We start from the raw sequence: 17163 nt of genomic DNA, 5'->3' as shown, positions 1-17163 counted from the left end.
CTGATTAACAACCTGGGCTTTAGAAGACATTCAGTTAGTAAGAGGAACCAATAATCAAGTAGAACGAACGCAGTCCCGTCTCAACCTGCCCATAGGAGAGCATTATTGGCCCAACCGGTGAGTCTATTCCTGCAAACACTGAGCCTGCTAAAAACAATGGTGCGTCCGAGAACTTCTCATCCGTCCAAACGCCACCATATTCTGCAGACGCCCCTAAATAAACAGGGGACTGGAACATGCCAAAGTCATTATCAAACCAGCGATAACGGTAGACCAAACTACCATACGCTTTGTTCTGACCAATTAAGCTGTTGCGAGGAATACCGGATAAATTCAAGAATCCGCCAAGCTCTCGGGGGCTAACAGGTAAAGAATCATTCTCGGTGGAAATCATCCCCACATCAACAGAACCAACGAAGGTATTGCGCCCAATCGTGCGCGCATATTTCGTCTGCACCGTGATTTCTTTGGCGTAATCCGAAAAGCTCGACGCTTCGGTATTAAGGTTTTGTTCTCCGCTATCATGAGAGTGTAAGTACTCCAGATTCACGTACCAACCTTTGGTCGGTAACACGAAGTCATCGAGGGTGTCGAGGCGATAATTAACAAATAACCCCTTACGATCAAAGTCAAATTTACCCGCCGATGGCAGAGGCGACACAAGCGACTCTCCTGTGGTGTATCGAGCCCCCAGTTTAAACTCTTGCCATAACGCAGGCTGGTATCCGGCGGCTAATTCGCCTTCCCATTCTCGATAGGTCACTGGAATAAAGTCCGCACTTCCTTTGAGCGCTGGTTTCACACAATCATCCCCTGACGGGTTGATCTCACAAAGCACATTGCGTTTATCACTGCTGTACTTCACTCCCGCTAACCAGAACAAATCTTGGTTGAGCATAAACGGCGAGTAGAGCTCAGCTTCGACACGTTTGTCGGTACCAAAGTCAGCATTCACACGCAACTCAGCACCGCGATCATTGAGATCCGTAAAGTTGGTGGTTACCCCGATGGAATAAAAGCTGTTGGCGTTAAAGTCTTCCTCAAGGTAAAAGCGAAAGTCCATGTAGTTTGGACCCCAGGATTTTTCTTTAACGTCGACCAACAGATTGGTCTCACCATCGACCTCTTTGTACTGGTAGGTAATCAGCTCAAAACGATCAAGAGCATACAACTCCTCGATACGGCGCTCTATCTCATCGGTCTCAAGTACTTCACCAGCGGTTAGCCCAAGACGAGTAGTGATTAACTCATCACTGTAGTGGCTCTGATTATTGATAACGATTTTATCGACAACATTCTCGTCACCGTACACCAATTCACGTCTCGCTGCCTGCTTGTCATCAATGTAGTGCTGGTATTTGGAGCCATTAACGGATAGTGCGCGCAGCTGCTGCTCATTTTTATATGCTACTTGATAGCCAAGTTCATAAGCACGAGGCATGGAGGAAAAATCTGTTGTCGAGATTTGTCCAACACCTGGATGAAGGTAGATATCACCATCCTCTAATGCTTGCATCTGCTCTTCAGTGCTGCGTCTTACTAAGTAGTTAGACAACTGCTCACCGACGCTAAAGAAGCTATTGAAGTCCTCACGAGTTTTGTAATCACTGCTGATGTCCACCGCAATGATGATGTCAGCACCCATCTGTTTAGCAAGCTCAACTGGCATGTTGTTAGTCACACCACCATCGACTAATAGATAACCGTCAACCTCATAAGGCGGTAAGGCACCCGGCACGGACATACTAGCCATCATGGCATCAACCAGATAGCCATCTTCCATTACCACAGGTTCAAGTTTAAGGATGTCGGTCGCGACCGAGCGATACGGAATGGCGAGCTCGTCAAAGGATTCAAACTGTGGAAGGTTGCCTGTCGTTTTACGCAAGATACGCAGCATATTTTGCCCCTGAACCACCCCTTTCGGTGCTTCGATGGAACCAAAATGCAGACCAATATCGGTACGAATTTGATAACGGTCTTCGGCTTCTTTGTCGCGGATACGGCGCTGACTTCGGTTAACGCGATCGCGGTAACCATTATTCCAATCAACCGTGTAGATGAAGCTTTCGATCTCTTCGGCGCTCATGCCTGTAGCATAAAGCCCTCCGACATACGCCCCCATACTGGTACCGGTGATGATGTCCACCGGTATTTGCATCTCTTCTAGCGCTTTTAGGACACCAATGTGTGCGGCGCCTTTCGCACCGCCGCCGGCAAGCACCACCCCAATGGTTGGACGCTCATCGGCATGTTCAGCCTTTGGTGTTACGTTCTGTGCGGCCAACACTCCACTGCAAGAGAAGGTGGCGACGGCTAAAAGCCAATGAGTTAGGCGTTTCACATTCATCCCTAAAAGCGCTTAATAATTATGGTCAATATATCAGTATATTAACGACTCTCCATATAATTAACACTAATCCAATTTACCAATCAAATAGATTTTTTATCCACTGTTTGGGTTGGTTGTCACACGATGCTTTAAGCTCACCGCCTTCATCCCATACCGGTAACTCGAACGGGTTACCGCAATCAAGCTGCAGCGCCCCCCCTTGCTGAGACTGAAAACCAATCATGCTGATGTTCTTAGGCCACGGTAAAATGAGCTTCTCTGGGATGCGCGCAGCGAGGTAATCCGAGTAAACGCGTAATGCACCACTTGAACCCGTAAGTTTCGTCGATTTGTTGTCATCTCGTCCGACCCAAATGGTGGTGACCTCACGCCCATCCACACCGACAAACCAACTATCTCGGGTATCGTTACTGGTGCCGGTTTTACCCGCCAGTGCCGCCCAAGCAAATTGACTGTTCAAGTAACGCCCCGTCCCCTCTGCTACACCTTTTTTCATCGCAAACGTAGTCAGCCATGCCGCTTGCTGAGGCACTTTCTGACTCGCTTTCGGCAACGAACGGTAAATCACATCACCATCGACGGTAACTACAGAGCGCAGCGCTGACAGCTCAGCTTGACGCCCCGAGTTCGATAGCGTTTGGAACATCTGTGCCACTTGATAAGGTGTTAACGATATTGCTCCAAGGAACATCGATGGTACTGGACGGATTTCGTCAGCATCCACGCCAAGGCGCACTAAAGTATCTGAAACGTTTTTAATGCCCAAAGACATGCCAAGGCGCACTGTGGGTACGTTGAGTGATTTCGCCAGAGCTTGATACAGAGGCACATCACCGCGGAACTTACGATCGTAGTTACGCGGCTGCCACACATTGCCCTTGCTGCCCTTTAAGGTCAGTGATGTGTCTTGAAGTGTGGTCGCTAAGTCGTACTTCTCTGGCTGCTCTAAAGCAGTCAAGTAGACTGCCGGTTTCACCAAAGAGCCAATAGGGCGACTGGCATTCAGCGCTCGATTGAAGCCGCTGTATCCGGTGCGCTTACCGCCCACCATAGCGCGGATCTCTCCCGTCGTTCTATCCACCGCAACCGCTGCTGCTTCTAGTCCTTTGCCCGAGGTTCTCTCGAGCTGAGGAACACGCTTTGCGATCGCTTTTTCTAGCTTATCCTGCGATACCGGATCGAGCGAGGTATAGATCCTGACACCTTTTGAAGCCTTGATCTTATCGCCGACCTTACGGCTAAGCTCTCGCTTAAGCTGCTGAAAATAAGCTGGCTGACGACTGGCTATCTGTGGATTTTTTTGCAGATCCAAATCGCGTGACGCGGCCATTTCAAACTCACGCCCAGTGAGCATCTCTTGATCCATCATCAGCTTCAACACCAAATCACGGCGCTGTTTGGCACGCTCTGGATGACGAATTGGGTTGTAGTATGACGGTCCTTTGACCATGCCGACCAACAACGCGAGTTGATCAATACGCAAATCTTGTAGCGGCTGACCAAAGTACAAACGCGCCGCCAGACCAAAGCCGTGGATCGCTTCACCTCGACTTTGCCCCAAGTACACTTCGTTTAAATACGCTTCTAGGATCTGATCTTTGCTGTAGCGGTAGTCCAGAATCAGCGCAATGAACACCTCACGCACTTTACGCCATAAAGTGCGCTCACTGGTTAAAAATAGGTTTTTCGCTAGCTGCTGAGTCAGCGTACTGCCCCCCTGCACCGTGCGTCCAGCACGAATATTGGCAAAAAAGGCACGCGCGATCGCTGTTGGAGAAATACCGTCATGCTGATAGAAATCTCTATCTTCGGTGGCAATCAGTGCATCAATCATGATCTCTGGAAACTGGTCACGCCTTAAGAACAAACGCTGTTCATCGGCTTGTTTCTCAAGCATGCCCAGCATTTTTGGCTCAATTCGCAAAAAGCCCAGATCACCCTTTTGCTCTAGCGATTGAATGCGAGACAGTGTGCCGTCATTGAAATAAAGCATCACATGGCGATCAGGCTCAGGGCCATCCGCGAATTCAAACGGACGACGAATCAGTTCGATCTTAGTCGATGAAGACGAGTACTCTCCAGGATGACGTGGCGCTGACACCTTGCGATAGCTAAGCACATCCAACTCGTTACGAAGCTGCGCAGGTGTAATCGAATCGCCCACAGAGAGGCTCAGCACTCGAGCATAAACGACCGTCGGCAGCTCAAACAACTCTCCTTCAAAGCGCTCTTTTACCACTTGATTCAAGTAATAAAGAACCGCCCCCATCGCTACCGCGCCGACTAACGCCAGTTTCCAACCAATGGAAAACAGACGCTTGCCCCAACCCACTTTGCCCTTTTTACCGCGCGTCGATTTGCGCTTTGGACGACGTGGCGCTGTTTTGCGTTTGGTCGTTGTTTTGGCAGGCGTTTTCTTTGGCGCAGGCTTCTTGGCCGGCGCCGCTTGTTTATTTCTTACTATCATGAATTTAGTTGTCTTTTGGTTTTACTGGTCGCCTGATGATTCATTGGATCATCGGGCCACGGATGTTTGGGGTAACGCCCTTTCATCTCTTTTTGTACTTCTATATAGGCTCCCTGCCAAAACGCCGCGAGATCGCGGGTAATTTGCAGTGGCCTTTGTGCAGGAGAAAGCAGCTCAAGCACAATCGCCTGAGTGCCGCGAGCAATGGTTGGCGAGGTTTTCTCACCAAACATCTCTTGCAGCTTCACCGATAGCATCGGCGCCTCTCCTGCCTGATAACGAATCCGTTTGCGATTCCCCGATGCCACTGTTAGGTGAGTGGGCACAAGTTCATCGAGTAGCTTTAATTTATCCCACCCCAGCATCGCCTCTAAGGCGGCCATCAGATCCACTTTCTTAAGCTGCTTAGCGCTGCTGATGCCAGTCATAAACGGCAGCAACCACTGCTCTAGGTTGTCGAGCAGCGCTTCCTGACTCATTGCTGGCCAATCGCACTCAGAGAGCCACAACTGAGCACATTGTACTCGTTGGCTCAGTGCCTCAGCACTGTCAGTCCAATTTAAGGCGCCAAGCCCTTTTCGGCGAACATACCCAAGTAGCGCGCTAGCTGTATCTGCGTCACTCGGCACGGGAATTTCTCGACTCGCAATCACCACTGCGCCAATCCGACGTTGCTCATTAGCAATAAATCGTCCTTTGTCGTCATCCCAATCAACAACAGTCAACGCTTCAATCAGCCCAGGCAGAGTGCTTTCTAACTCATCGATATCAATCGGCAGTGCCTTATAAATCGCACTGCTGCCCTGCCCTGAACGCATTAAATCCAGCGCCACCAACAACTTCTCGTCAGAGAGGCGATGCTGATTATCTAACGAAGCACCATGGCCGTTTGCGAGCAAATAGTGTCCTGAGTGGTTTCGCGCCAGCGCTATTCTATCGGGGAATGCCAATGCTGCGACAACGCCAAGTAAAGATTCATCAACGCGACCAAGCGAGAAGTTAAGCTTAAAGCGAGAAGCGATGGCTTGGGCTCGCTGCATAAGAAGCGATCGACGCGCGATAATTCCTTGCTGCCAACGATGCAGCGATTGGCGCACATCGACTTCATTACGCTCTGGTTCCTCAATCAAGGCGCACAACGCAATCGCGCAGCTAAGTGCTTGCTCTCCAAGCGCCTCTGCTTGCAGTAGCATGCTCGCTAAGCGAGGCTCAACGCCAAGCTGATACGCCCTCTGACCAAGTTGAGTGGCTTTACCTGCACGATCAATGAGCCTGAGCTTAGTCAGCAAGTCGCACGCCTGCTGAAGGTGGGCGTGTTTCGGTGCATCAATCCAAGCAAGGTCATTGGCATTGGTGCAGCCCCAGCGAATCAGCTCTTGTTGCAACGAGGCTAAGTCACTACGCAAAATTTCCGGGGTACTCTGCTCTGGCTGTGATTGAAATTGAGTCTCACTATAAAGGCGAACGCACAGCCCTGATTCTATTCGCCCAGCTCGGCCAGCACGCTGAATCGCCGAAGACTGAGCGATACGCCCTTGCTCAAGACGGGAGATACCGGTTTTTAAATCAAACCACGCTTGGTTTTCTAGGCCAGAATCGACCACCAAGCGAATACCTTCAATCGTCAGTGAAGTTTCCGCGATGTTGGTCGCCAGTACGACTTTACGCTCTCCGGGCTTTGCCGGCTCTATCGCCGCTTGCTGCGCGGCAAAATCGAGCTGACCATATAATGGACAAATGCTAGCCTCTATTTGCGCTTGCTCAAGTAGCTCTTGCACTCGCTTAATCGCGCCAACACCGGGGAGAAATGCGAGTAAAGATCCCGACTCACGAAGTAGCAAGCGTTCAATCTGTTTCGCCATAAACTCCGGCAGTCGATCGTTTTGCGACATCGACTGATAGTCGATATCAACGGGAAAAGAACGTCCCTCAGATTCGATGTATTTCGCATCAGGAAGTACGCGCTTGAGATCGCCTGCATCTAAGGTCGCTGACATCACGACGATACAAAGATCATCGCGCAGCGCTTCTTGGCTCTCCAGAGCAAAAGCGAGCGCAGTATCAGCATGTAAGCTGCGCTCATGGAATTCATCAAAGATGATCATCCCAATGTCCGTCAACTCAGGATCGTCTTGCAGCATACGGGTTAATACACCTTCCGTCACGATCTCTAGCTTTGTTTCCGCACTGACTTTACTCTCGCCACGCACTCGGTAGCCTACCCGTTTACCCACCGATTCACCCAGCAAAGAAGCGATATAGACCGCAATGTTGCGCGCCGCGATACGCCGAGGCTCCAGCATGATAATCTTGCCGCTAACCATACCTGATTGCAGCAGTCTCAATGGAAAGTGAGTCGATTTACCAGCACCAGTGGCCGCTTTGAGAATAACTTGGTTCGTTGTTGCAATGGCTTGCGTCAGCTGTGGCAACACGAGTTCGATAGGCAACTGTGACAAGGGCATGACCTTATGTTGTAATGAAGTCCATCATTCTAATAAAAAACGGCCTCAAAATGCACTTCGATCCACCACTCAAATCAGGGAAACTCGTCCAGCGCTACAAACGCTTCCTTGCTGACATCACGCTCAGTGATAATCGAGAGATCACCATTCACTGCGCCAATACAGGAGCAATGACAGGATGCGCCGCTCCTGGCTCTACTGTTTTTTACTCCACTTCAGACAATCCAAAGCGCAAATACCCAAATAGTTGGGAACTGACCCATACTAAGGCAGGACACTCGATTTGCGTCAATACCGCTCGTGCTAACACCTTAGTGGTTGAAGCAATAGAAAATAACGTTGTAAAAGAGCTGATTGGTTACCAAACTCTAAAGACCGAGGTGAAATACGGTCAAGAAAACAGCAGAGTGGATATTTTATTGCAAGATAGTGATCGTGCGGATTGCTACATCGAAGTAAAAAGTGTCACACTGCTGGATGAAGGCAATACGGGACAAGGGTATTTTCCAGATGCCAAGACCATTCGTGGTCAGAAGCACCTGAGAGAGCTCACAGAAATGGTTCAAACCGGACATAGAGCCGTATTATTTTTCGCAGTTTTGCATTCAGGGATTGAAAAAGTGTCAGTGGCACACCATATAGATGCGAAATATTCACAATTACTTGAGCAAGCAAGGCAGGCTGGGGTTGAAGTGATTTGTTATAAGGCAGCGTTTTCTGACAATGAAATTAGGCTCGTATCCGCGCTGGATTTCAGTTAAAAGTGATGCCACTTCACATTGAGAAGAAGATTAACAAACTTCGTTTGCCACCGGCATTTGTTTTTGCTATAGATACCCGCCTTAAAATTAACTGTTCGCACAGTTGACTAGGTGTAAGTAGGAGATGCTGCATGCCAGAATCTAAGAAAAAAGCGCTAGGCATCCTAGCCATTGCAGGTGTTGATCCATACCAAGAAAAAGCTGGTGAAGAATACATGTCACAGCCTCAATTGGATCACTTTACTAAAATCTTAAGCGCTTGGCGCAACCAACTTAGGGAAGAAGTTGATCGTACTGTGCACCACATGCAAGACGAAGCAGCTAACTTTCCAGATCCGGTTGACAGAGCTTCTCAAGAAGAAGAGTTCAGCCTAGAGCTACGTAACCGTGACCGCGAGCGTCGTTTGATCAAAAAGATCGAAAAAACGCTAAACAAGATTGAAGAAGACGATTTTGGCTTCTGTGAATCTTGTGGTATCGAGATCGGTATCCGCCGCTTAGAGGCGCGTCCTACAGCTGATTTGTGTATCGACTGTAAGACACTTGCAGAAATCAAAGAAAGACAGATGCAAGGCTAACAAGCGAAAAAAGGGAGCACACGCTCCCTTTTTTGATCTACTCCTCAAACACAATTAAGCACTGGCTATATTTAAGCACTATGTATATTGGTCGATTCGCCCCCTCTCCGTCAGGCCCCCTTCATTTTGGCTCTCTCGTGGCTGCTCTAGGCAGTTACTTTCAAGCTAAGTCCCGAAATGGGCTTTGGCTGGTTCGCATCGAAGATATCGATCCACCACGAGAAGTTGAAGGCGCCTCAGAGCTAATTCTACAAACCCTAAAAGCCTACGAGCTTAATTGGGATGGTGAGGTTTTATACCAAAGTCAGCGCCTAGACGATTATCAAGCGCAAATTGACCGTTGGCTAGCAGAGGAGCAAGCTTACCTATGCGAGTGTACTCGCAAGCAAATTAAGGCCGCTGGCGGTTTCTACCAAGGGGAATGCCGCGACAAAGCGCTTACTGATAGCCAAGGCTGCTCCGTACGTCTTAAGATGCATTATCCAATTTCTTGTTTTGTGGATGAGAAACACGGAACATTGACCATCCCAGATGGACTCGCTAAGGAAGACTTCATTATCAAACGCCGTGATGGCTTGTTTGCGTATAACCTTGCCGTGGTGCTCGACGACATCCATCAAGGCGTCACAGAGGTCGTACGTGGCGCTGATCTCATTGAGCCAACCGGGCGCCAAATCAGCTTGTATAAGACCTTGGGTGCCGCGCCTGTCACTTATCTGCATCTGCCGCTCGCGATTGATGACAGTGGCAATAAGCTGTCTAAGCAAAATCACGCGACAGCGATTGATCTCAGCAACCCGAAACCGACCTTGCTCAATGCAATGCGCTTTCTAGGCTTTGAGATAAGCGACGATATCGCCGGTCAAAATATCGCCAAAATCGTGCAATGGGGAGTTGAGAATTGGCAGCTATTTCAGCTTCCAAATCAGCTCAAAATCAAACCACCATTCTCAAATGAGTCGCTCTAGGCTAGAATAAGCGGCAAATTTCATGCGTCAGGCACGGAGCTTGGGTAAAAATCACCCAGTTTCGCGAACCTTAATTGCGTTAATACTATGAATAAAAAAGAAAATTCCCAGAAAGCTCATCATGTATATAGTGACATATCCTTACAGGTCTATACACGTGACGAGCACAACATCTCGCGCAAGCAAATCAGCGATAACGCGTTAAAAGTCCTCTACCGCTTAAACGGTGCAGGTTATGACGCCTACCTCGTTGGTGGTGGCGTGCGTGATCTGCTGCTTGGAGAACAACCTAAAGATTTCGATATAGCGACTAACGCAACGCCAGAGCAGATCAAGAAGCTGTTTAGAAACTGTCGCCTGATTGGCCGCCGTTTCCGCCTTGCTCATATCATGTTTGGGCGTGACATTATCGAGGTCGCGACGTTCCGAGGTCATCACCAAGAGCAAGAAAAGAACGTCTCTCAACAGAGCAAAGATGGCATGCTGCTACGTGACAATGTCTACGGCAGCATTGATGAAGATGCTGAGCGTCGTGATTTCACTATCAATGCGATGTACTACAGCATTGGTGACTACTCGATTCACGATTACGCTGGCGGTGTTGAAGATCTTGAAGACCGTTTGATTCGCCTCATTGGCGAGCCTGACGTGCGCTACCGTGAAGATCCTGTTCGTATGCTGCGTGCAGTTCGTTTTGCCGCCAAGCTCGATTTTGATATCGAAGAAGATACGGCAGCACCGATTGAAGAGCTTGCACCACTGCTACGTGACATCCCATCGGCACGTTTGTACGAAGAGTCACTTAAGCTGCTGCAATCTGGTTACGGTTTAGAGACCTATCACCTAATGCGTGAGTACAACTTGTTCCAACAATTGTTCCCACTTATTGCGCCGCACTTTACCGAGGACTACTCGTCCCAGTCAGAGCAAGTACTTGATTTGGTCCTTGATGCCACCGATGAGCGTATCGAGGAAGGTAAACGCGTCAATCCAGCGTTTATGTTCGCAGCCATGCTTTGGTACCCAATGATGGAGCACGCCAAAGAGTTGATGGAGCGCGGCATGTCCGAATACGACGCGATGATGGAAGCCAGCAACATTGTCCTTGATGAGCAGGTGAAATCGACTGCAATTCCACGTCGTCACACCGCGACGATTCGCGAGATCTGGCAGCTACAACTTCGCTTACCGCGTCGCTCTGGCAAACGCGCTTTCCGCCTCATGGAGCTCAACAAGTTCCGCGCCGGCTTCGACTTCCTCGAAATGCGTGGCGAAATCGAAGGTGGTGAAGTCGCCGCTCTAGCTAAATGGTGGGGCACATTCCAATCAGCAGGTCGCAATATGCGTCAAGCAATGGTGAATGACCTTGGTGGTTCGAGCTCGCGTTCTGGCTCACGTCGCAAACGAAGCCCAAAAGCCAAAAAAGCGAAGAGTGCTGAGTAATGACCATCTGCTACATTGCGATTGGCAGCAACCTGTCCGATCCTATCTCGCAAGCCAAAGTGGCCATTGAGGCATTGAAAACACTACCAAAGAGCGAGCTATTGGCTTGCTCTTCCCTTTACAGCAGTACACCGATGGGGCCACAAGATCAGCCCGATTACATCAACGCTGTGGCAAAGGTAACTACCGAATTAACGCCTTTGGAACTGCTCGATTGCACCCAAGCTATCGAGCTAGAACGTGGGCGTGTCCGTAAAGATGAGAGATGGGGTCCAAGAACTCTCGATCTCGACATCATTCTTTACGGCAATGAGGTGATCGATTCCGAGCGCTTAACGGTTCCGCACTATGGAATGAAACAACGTGAGTTTGTTCTCTATCCGCTTATGGAAATCGCACCAAATTTACAACTCCCTGATGGGACTGAGCTCACTGTACTTATCGACCAAGTCGACCGCAATGGACTCAGAGTTTGGCAATCCTAGCCAAGCCCCTAATAAGGATTAAAAATGAAAAAAATCAACATTAACGACCTCATGAAGTGGAAAAGCGAAGGTCGCAAATTTGCAACATCCACCGCGTATGATGCGAGCTTTGCAGCTTTGTTTGAAAGCCAAGAGATGCCTGTTATTTTAGTCGGCGACTCACTCGGCATGGTACTGCAAGGCCACAACGATACCTTGCCAGTGACTGTTGAAGACATCGCCTATCACACGCGCGCAGTGCGTGCTGGTAGCCCTAACTGCTTGTTGATGGCAGATATGCCGTTTATGAGCTACGCAACCCCACAGCAAGCGTGTGAGAACGCAGCAACACTGATGCGCGCTGGCGCAAACATGGTGAAGCTAGAGGGTGGCGACTGGCTGGTTGATACAGTAAAAATGTTGACTGAGCGCGCGGTTCCCGTTTGTGCTCACCTAGGCCTAACACCACAAAGTGTGAACATTTTTGGTGGCTACAAGGTACAAGGCCGCGATCAAAAGAACGCGGACAAAATGGTACGTGACGCACTTGCACTACAAGAAGCTGGCGCGCAGATCATTCTACTTGAGTGTGTTCCTGCTGAACTCGCAGCGCGCATTACAGAAGTGCTTGATGTTCCAGTGATTGGCATTGGCGCAGGTAATGGCACCGATGGTCAAATCCTAGTAATGCACGACATGTTTGGCATTTCAGCGAACTACATGCCTAAATTCTCAAAGAACTTTTTGGCTGAAACGGGCGACATGCGTAGCGCCGTTGCTAAATATATCGCGGATGTGGAAAGCGGTGCTTTCCCAGACGACGCTCATACGATTGCCTAGGGGGAATCATGCAAACTTTCGCTGATATTGCAGAACTTAGAGAGCAAATTGCTCAGCTAAAGCGTGAACAACGCCGAATTGCCTTTGTTCCGACTATGGGTAACCTTCACGAAGGTCACCTAACGCTGATGCGCAAAGCTCGTGAGAATGCAGATGTAGTGGTAGCGAGTATTTTTGTTAACCCTATGCAGTTTGAGCGCGCGGATGACCTCAACAACTATCCTCGCACACTCGAAGATGATCTTAGTAAGCTGACCGCTGAAGGCGTCGATTTGGTTTTCACGCCGACACCAGAAGTGATGTACCCACAAGGTTTAGACAAACAGACGTTTGTTGAAGTGCCGGGCATCTCACACATGCTCGAAGGCGTATCACGCCCAGGGCACTTTAGAGGCGTCGCAACAATCGTTACTAAGCTGTTTAACATCGTGCAACCGGACGTCGCTTGCTTTGGTGAGAAAGACTTCCAGCAATTAGCTTTGATCCGTCAAATGGTGAGCGATCTGGCGATGAATATCGAGATCATTGGTGTGCCAACTGTCCGTGAGATGGACGGTCTCGCAATGAGTTCACGTAACGGCTACCTAACTATGGATGAGCGTCAACGTGCACCAGTACTGGCTAAAACCATGCGTTGGATGAACAGCGCGATTCGTGGCGGCCGTGACGACTACCCATCTATCATTGAAGATGCTAGTGACCAACTGCGCGCAGCAGGTCTGCAGCCGGATGAAATTTTCATTCGTGATGCACACTCCCTACAAGCGATCAACGAGAGCTCGGCGCAAGCGGTCATTTTAATGTCAGCGTTTTTGGGCAAAGCGCGCCTGATTGACAATCAAGTACTCGAACTTCAGCATACCCAAGTGGAACCTGAGACAAGCAGCGAAGAAAATCAATAGTCATCACGATTGCGGTTGCCAGCCAATAAAGATGGCCACTGAATAGAGATGAATAATAGATAGAAAAACGGCTCACTTGATACCAAGTGAGCCGTTTTTTAATGATGTAAACCTTCCGGTTTAGACGCTATGAGCTCGCATTAAACTCGGAATGATTTGATCTTTCCGTCCAACTCTTCTGCGTTGCTTTGCATCATCTCTGATGTCTCTAAAAGCTCTGTCACCACCGTCACAGACGCTTCAACCAACTCGCGAACATTGGTGAGGTTTTGGTTCATCTCTTCCGCCACGCTGCTTTGCTGACCCGCTGCAGTCGCGATTTGGAAGTTCATGTCATTGATTTGATTGACTTGGTTAACGATGCCATCAAGTTCAGCACCGGCATTGGTCACAAGCTCCACACCATCTGCCGCTTCAACCACACTTTTCTCCATTAGCTCTACCGCAGAATTGGCGCTCGATTGAAGGTGAGAAATCATCTCTTGGATTTCAACCGTCGCCTGCTGAGTGCGCTGCGCTAAGTTACGTACTTCATCCGCAACCACAGCAAAGCCGCGGCCAGCTTCACCCGCACGTGCCGCTTCAATCGCCGCATTAAGCGCAAGTAAGTTGGTTTGCTCTGAAATGCCTTGAATAGTACCAACAACGCTGCCAATCGACTCAACACGCTCTTCCACTTGGTTGACCGCCTGGGCTGATGCAGAGATATCATTCGACAGCTCACTCATCTTAGTCACGGTACCTTGTACAAAGCGCTGACCTGTCTCTGCTTGACCCGACGCTTGTTCAGTCAGCTGCGAAGCATTTTGCGCATGATCAGCCACGGTTTGTACCGTCGACGTCATTTCGCTCATTGCCGTCGCCAGTTGATCAATTTCCTGGAACTCTTCTTGAGAAGATTCTTTGGTCTCAGACATGCTAAGTGTCATCACTTCAGTCAGCGTCGCTAGCTCTTGAGAGGTCGCTACCTGAGTCTTGATGATGTCTTGCAGGTGGACACGCGTTTTCTCAAGTTCACGCGCCACATCGCCGTATTCATCTTTACATTCCATAAGCACAGGAATGGTAAGATCTTTATCGGCCATACGCTTAATCGCATCACTTAAATAGTTGGTTTGCTTAAGCATAGTTTTCGCGGCAAACAACAATAGAGCCACGAAGAGAACAATCATTAGGGCAGTCTGCCATACGACTTGAATTAGATAGGCTTCGTAGTGCTGCTGAGCAATCGCTTCGTTCTGGGTTGCGGCAAGAAGGGAGTCGTAAAATGTGCTTGCATCCCACAACTGCTTACCAATCAGCAATACGGTACTAAAAATCATCAACATCAACATCTTAGGGATCAAGCGTACATCCGTGATGAGTCGCTCCCATGGTTTAAATGTCAGTGCGGTCATTATCCGTTCTCCATTAATTATTATATAGTTAGAGAATCTTTCTCTAACTGAATGTCATCATCACTTGCCTGCATGCCAAAGCCGTAGGGGGAATTGTGACTCATGAGACCAAGTTATTTATTTCGAGCCTCGTATGAAAGCAAATGATACCAAAACTGAAGTTAAGCCTCTGAGCTTATTGTCACTTATCCTCTCTTTTATGGCTCTATTTGTGATCTCAGCCTTATTGTTTGCTCCCATCAACGAGGATGAGCGTACTGTTCTTATCGGCCTCGACTTTATTATCTGTAGCTTATTTATTCTGCAACTTGTTGTGGATCTGATCCGCTCCACAGATCGAGTGCAATTTATGAAAACGCATTGGATTGATTTCCTCGCCAGTCTGCCGATGATCGAGCCACTGCGCTTTGCTCGTGTCTTTCACATTTTCCGCGTAGTGCTTGTCATTCGTTCTGGTGAAACCTTGTTAAGACAGCTTGCTCGCAACAAGCATGAGACGACAATCGCCTCGATCCTTCTGCTGCTTGTGCTGCTAATTACGGTTGGCGCTGGACTCATTATGTGGGCGGAAAGTGGCGATCCTGATGCGAATATCCAGCATATTGGTGATGCTGTTTGGTGGGCTTTCGTCACGGTATCGACCGTCGGTTACGGTGATCACTACCCAGTTACAAGCGTGGGTAAGGTCTTGGCTGGTATGATTATTATCTGCGGTGTCGGTATGTTTGGTATGACATCGGGCTTGATCACTTCGCTCCTATCTTCACCCAGTTCCATGGATGAAAGACGCTCCAAACACAAAGAAGTGATGTTACAAAAGGTGCTCAATCAGCAAGAGGTGATGTTGCATAAGCTGGAGAAAATGGAACAGAAAATTGAATCACTAGAACGCGAGAAAAAATAAGGAGGCCTAAAGCCTCCCTATTCTAATTTGTACTAGTTTTGCCAATATGGCTCAGCTTCAATACTGATTTGCCTAGTTTGCTCCATGGCATGCAGAATCGAGCTCTCTTGGCGACGTAGCCAGCGTTCAAGCTGTTCACGCTCTTCGCCTTCCAGTTTTTCCACCAGCGGCTCTAAAAGCTCTAACATCAGCAGATCATCAATGCCTTGCAGCAAGTCTGCCCACGGCAAGCGAAAATTATTCCGCTCTTCCATGCTGTAAAGGCTGGCGAAACCAACACCCGTGTAAAGGTTGCGCATCAGTCGGTACTGCTGCTCAATGTATTCCTGACGTGTCAGTGATTTTTTGGGCGGGAAGGCATCCATCAGCTCAGCCCAAGTGCGTGCCAACTGCTGCATGGAGAATGGCTTGATTGACTGAGCCATTTTCTCGCGTGCTTTATCATCTAAGAATGGCTGCCAACCGCGAGACAAAATCCAACGGCTGAGGTCCAGTAACAGACCCGCATATCGTCCCGAATGAATCAGTCGCAACATATCTTCGCGATCTGGCAAGTCTTGCTCACGCTCTTTTAGCTTTGAAACGAGGAATTTTCGAGCATCAAGCTTACGAAGCACGTGTCCTTTGTCTTCCAAAAGTGTTTCAAAATGTTCATAGCTCTTTAGCCAAGCAAGTTCTTGCTCTAGCCACTTCAGCTCTTGCCTGACGATAGCGCTGGCGCGTCGAGGGACAATGCTGCCATATACGGTCAAAGTTTGACGAATAAAGCTCAGTGCATGGCTGATTTCGAGCAGCGCTTCAATCGATTCGTGCTCGGTATAGATCTGCTCGTGATAGTGCCAATGCGCCAAAGCATGCTCTAGAGACTGGATAAAGCAGGTTTCAACACTGTCTGTGTCCGAGGTGTCCACCAGCTCCAGGCTTTTCACCGGATCGCCGCCATAATCCGCCGCTAAGCGATAGCCTCGCGCAGCTTTACTTAAGTTACCAAGACGAATACCGCCCGCCTCACAGAAGGCGCGAGCAAGCGTAAATAGCACGTCTGTTTGCCCCGATTTAAGCTCGAGTTCGACTTCGCAGATAGGGTAAGTTTTGTCCCCTGATGACACTAAACCTTGATCAAACGCCACTTCTACCTGACTGCCATCGGCCATACCAATCAACCATTGCTCACGCGTAAAGTCGGTGGCAAAAATCGGCACCAATTGAGCTTGCAGCTCTTCAACGCTGCGCCCTTCTGGGTAGATGTCGAGGGGGTGTAGCGTGAGTTCTGGATCATTTGATGTGTGTTCAGCATTAAATTCCGGACGTTGATGCAACCCCGCAACGACGCGACCTGCGGTTTTCATGGTTTGCACAAAAACATCATCGAAACGACGAATTCTCAGTCCAATGTCATGCTGACGAAGCCAGTTATCGGGGGTGTCGAAGTAAGTGTTTCCTAACTCGCGACAACTGTGCTGAAGTACTTTTGTTTCAGCAATCTTGCTGAGTAAAGTTTCTGAAAAATCAGGAGAAACAAAAAACTTCAGTTCTATCTCGGTTTCCATAGTTTTACCTTTCGGGGACACTCACAACAGGATATGAGCAATTGTACTAATCAGCAAGTGACAAATATCAC

General features: G+C 48.9%; 13 protein-coding genes. 8 read left to right on the top strand and 5 right to left on the bottom strand.

Annotated elements, in window-relative coordinates; genetic code table 11:
* Positions 1–34: 34 nt before the first annotated feature.
* The 3 genes from ACVA6Q_RS16515 to hrpB all read right to left on the bottom strand — a co-directional run bounded on the left by ACVA6Q_RS16515 (position 35) and on the right by hrpB (position 7285).
* A complete protein-coding gene (locus tag ACVA6Q_RS16515) occupies positions 35–2350 on the bottom strand; it encodes a patatin-like phospholipase family protein (protein ID WP_446648206.1) in 2316 nt (771 codons plus the stop codon).
* A 76-nt stretch (positions 2351–2426) separates the two neighbouring features.
* The gene (gene mrcB / locus ACVA6Q_RS16510; protein WP_446648205.1) at positions 2427–4820 is read right to left on the bottom strand and encodes a penicillin-binding protein 1B; all 2394 of its coding nucleotides are present in this window, start codon (positions 4818–4820) and stop codon (positions 2427–2429) included.
* Complete coding sequence (gene hrpB, locus ACVA6Q_RS16505) at positions 4817–7285, bottom strand: ATP-dependent helicase HrpB (RefSeq protein ID WP_446648204.1); 2469 nt, start codon at positions 7283–7285, stop codon at positions 4817–4819. The genes mrcB and hrpB overlap by 4 nt, the downstream gene beginning before the upstream one ends.
* Before the next feature lie 50 nt (positions 7286–7335).
* Between hrpB and sfsA the strand changes: the two genes are divergently transcribed.
* The 7 genes from sfsA (at position 7336) to panC (ending at position 13241) form a co-directional block, all read left to right on the top strand.
* The gene (gene sfsA / locus ACVA6Q_RS16500) at positions 7336–8046 is read left to right on the top strand and encodes a DNA/RNA nuclease SfsA (protein ID WP_446648203.1); all 711 of its coding nucleotides are present in this window, start codon (positions 7336–7338) and stop codon (positions 8044–8046) included.
* A gap of 131 nt (positions 8047–8177) precedes the next feature.
* Complete coding sequence (gene dksA, locus ACVA6Q_RS16495; RefSeq protein ID WP_042501194.1) at positions 8178–8624, top strand: RNA polymerase-binding protein DksA; 447 nt, start codon at positions 8178–8180, stop codon at positions 8622–8624.
* Positions 8625–8704: 80 nt separating this feature from the next.
* Complete coding sequence (gene gluQRS / locus ACVA6Q_RS16490; protein WP_446648202.1) at positions 8705–9592, top strand: tRNA glutamyl-Q(34) synthetase GluQRS; 888 nt, start codon at positions 8705–8707, stop codon at positions 9590–9592.
* 87 nt (positions 9593–9679) lie between these two features.
* Positions 9680–11035, top strand: a complete 1356-nt coding sequence (gene pcnB, locus ACVA6Q_RS16485; protein WP_353497829.1) for a polynucleotide adenylyltransferase PcnB — start codon at positions 9680–9682, stop codon at positions 11033–11035.
* Positions 11035–11520: a 2-amino-4-hydroxy-6-hydroxymethyldihydropteridine diphosphokinase gene (gene folK / locus ACVA6Q_RS16480; RefSeq protein WP_446648201.1), complete on the top strand. Its 486-nt coding sequence runs from the start codon at positions 11035–11037 to the stop codon at positions 11518–11520. The genes pcnB and folK overlap by 1 nt, the downstream gene beginning before the upstream one ends.
* A 24-nt stretch (positions 11521–11544) precedes the next feature.
* Positions 11545–12339, top strand: coding sequence for a 3-methyl-2-oxobutanoate hydroxymethyltransferase (gene panB / locus ACVA6Q_RS16475; protein WP_446648200.1), 795 nt, complete (start codon positions 11545–11547; stop codon positions 12337–12339).
* An 8-nt stretch (positions 12340–12347) separates the two neighbouring features.
* Complete coding sequence (gene panC / locus ACVA6Q_RS16470; protein WP_353497826.1) at positions 12348–13241, top strand: pantoate--beta-alanine ligase; 894 nt, start codon at positions 12348–12350, stop codon at positions 13239–13241.
* A 140-nt stretch (positions 13242–13381) separates the two neighbouring features.
* On the opposite strand, the gene ACVA6Q_RS16465 is transcribed toward panC, so the two are convergent.
* Positions 13382–14638, bottom strand: coding sequence for a methyl-accepting chemotaxis protein (locus ACVA6Q_RS16465; RefSeq protein ID WP_446648199.1), 1257 nt, complete (start codon positions 14636–14638; stop codon positions 13382–13384).
* Between the two features lie 133 nt (positions 14639–14771).
* On the opposite strand from ACVA6Q_RS16465, the gene ACVA6Q_RS16460 reads away from it, so the two are divergent.
* Positions 14772–15542 carry a potassium channel family protein gene (locus ACVA6Q_RS16460; RefSeq protein ID WP_446648198.1) on the top strand — a complete coding sequence of 257 codons (771 nt, stop codon included), beginning with the start codon at positions 14772–14774 and terminating at the stop codon, positions 15540–15542.
* 32 nt (positions 15543–15574) lie between these two features.
* On the opposite strand, the gene ACVA6Q_RS16455 is transcribed toward ACVA6Q_RS16460, so the two are convergent.
* Complete coding sequence (locus ACVA6Q_RS16455; protein WP_446648197.1) at positions 15575–17092, bottom strand: CYTH and CHAD domain-containing protein; 1518 nt, start codon at positions 17090–17092, stop codon at positions 15575–15577.
* Between the last annotated feature and the right edge of the window lie 71 nt (positions 17093–17163).

The organism is Vibrio sp. DNB22_10_4, from assembly GCF_052879755.1.
The sequence above is the reverse complement of the archived record's forward strand: the minus strand, read 5'-3'. Positions and strand labels throughout refer to the sequence as shown.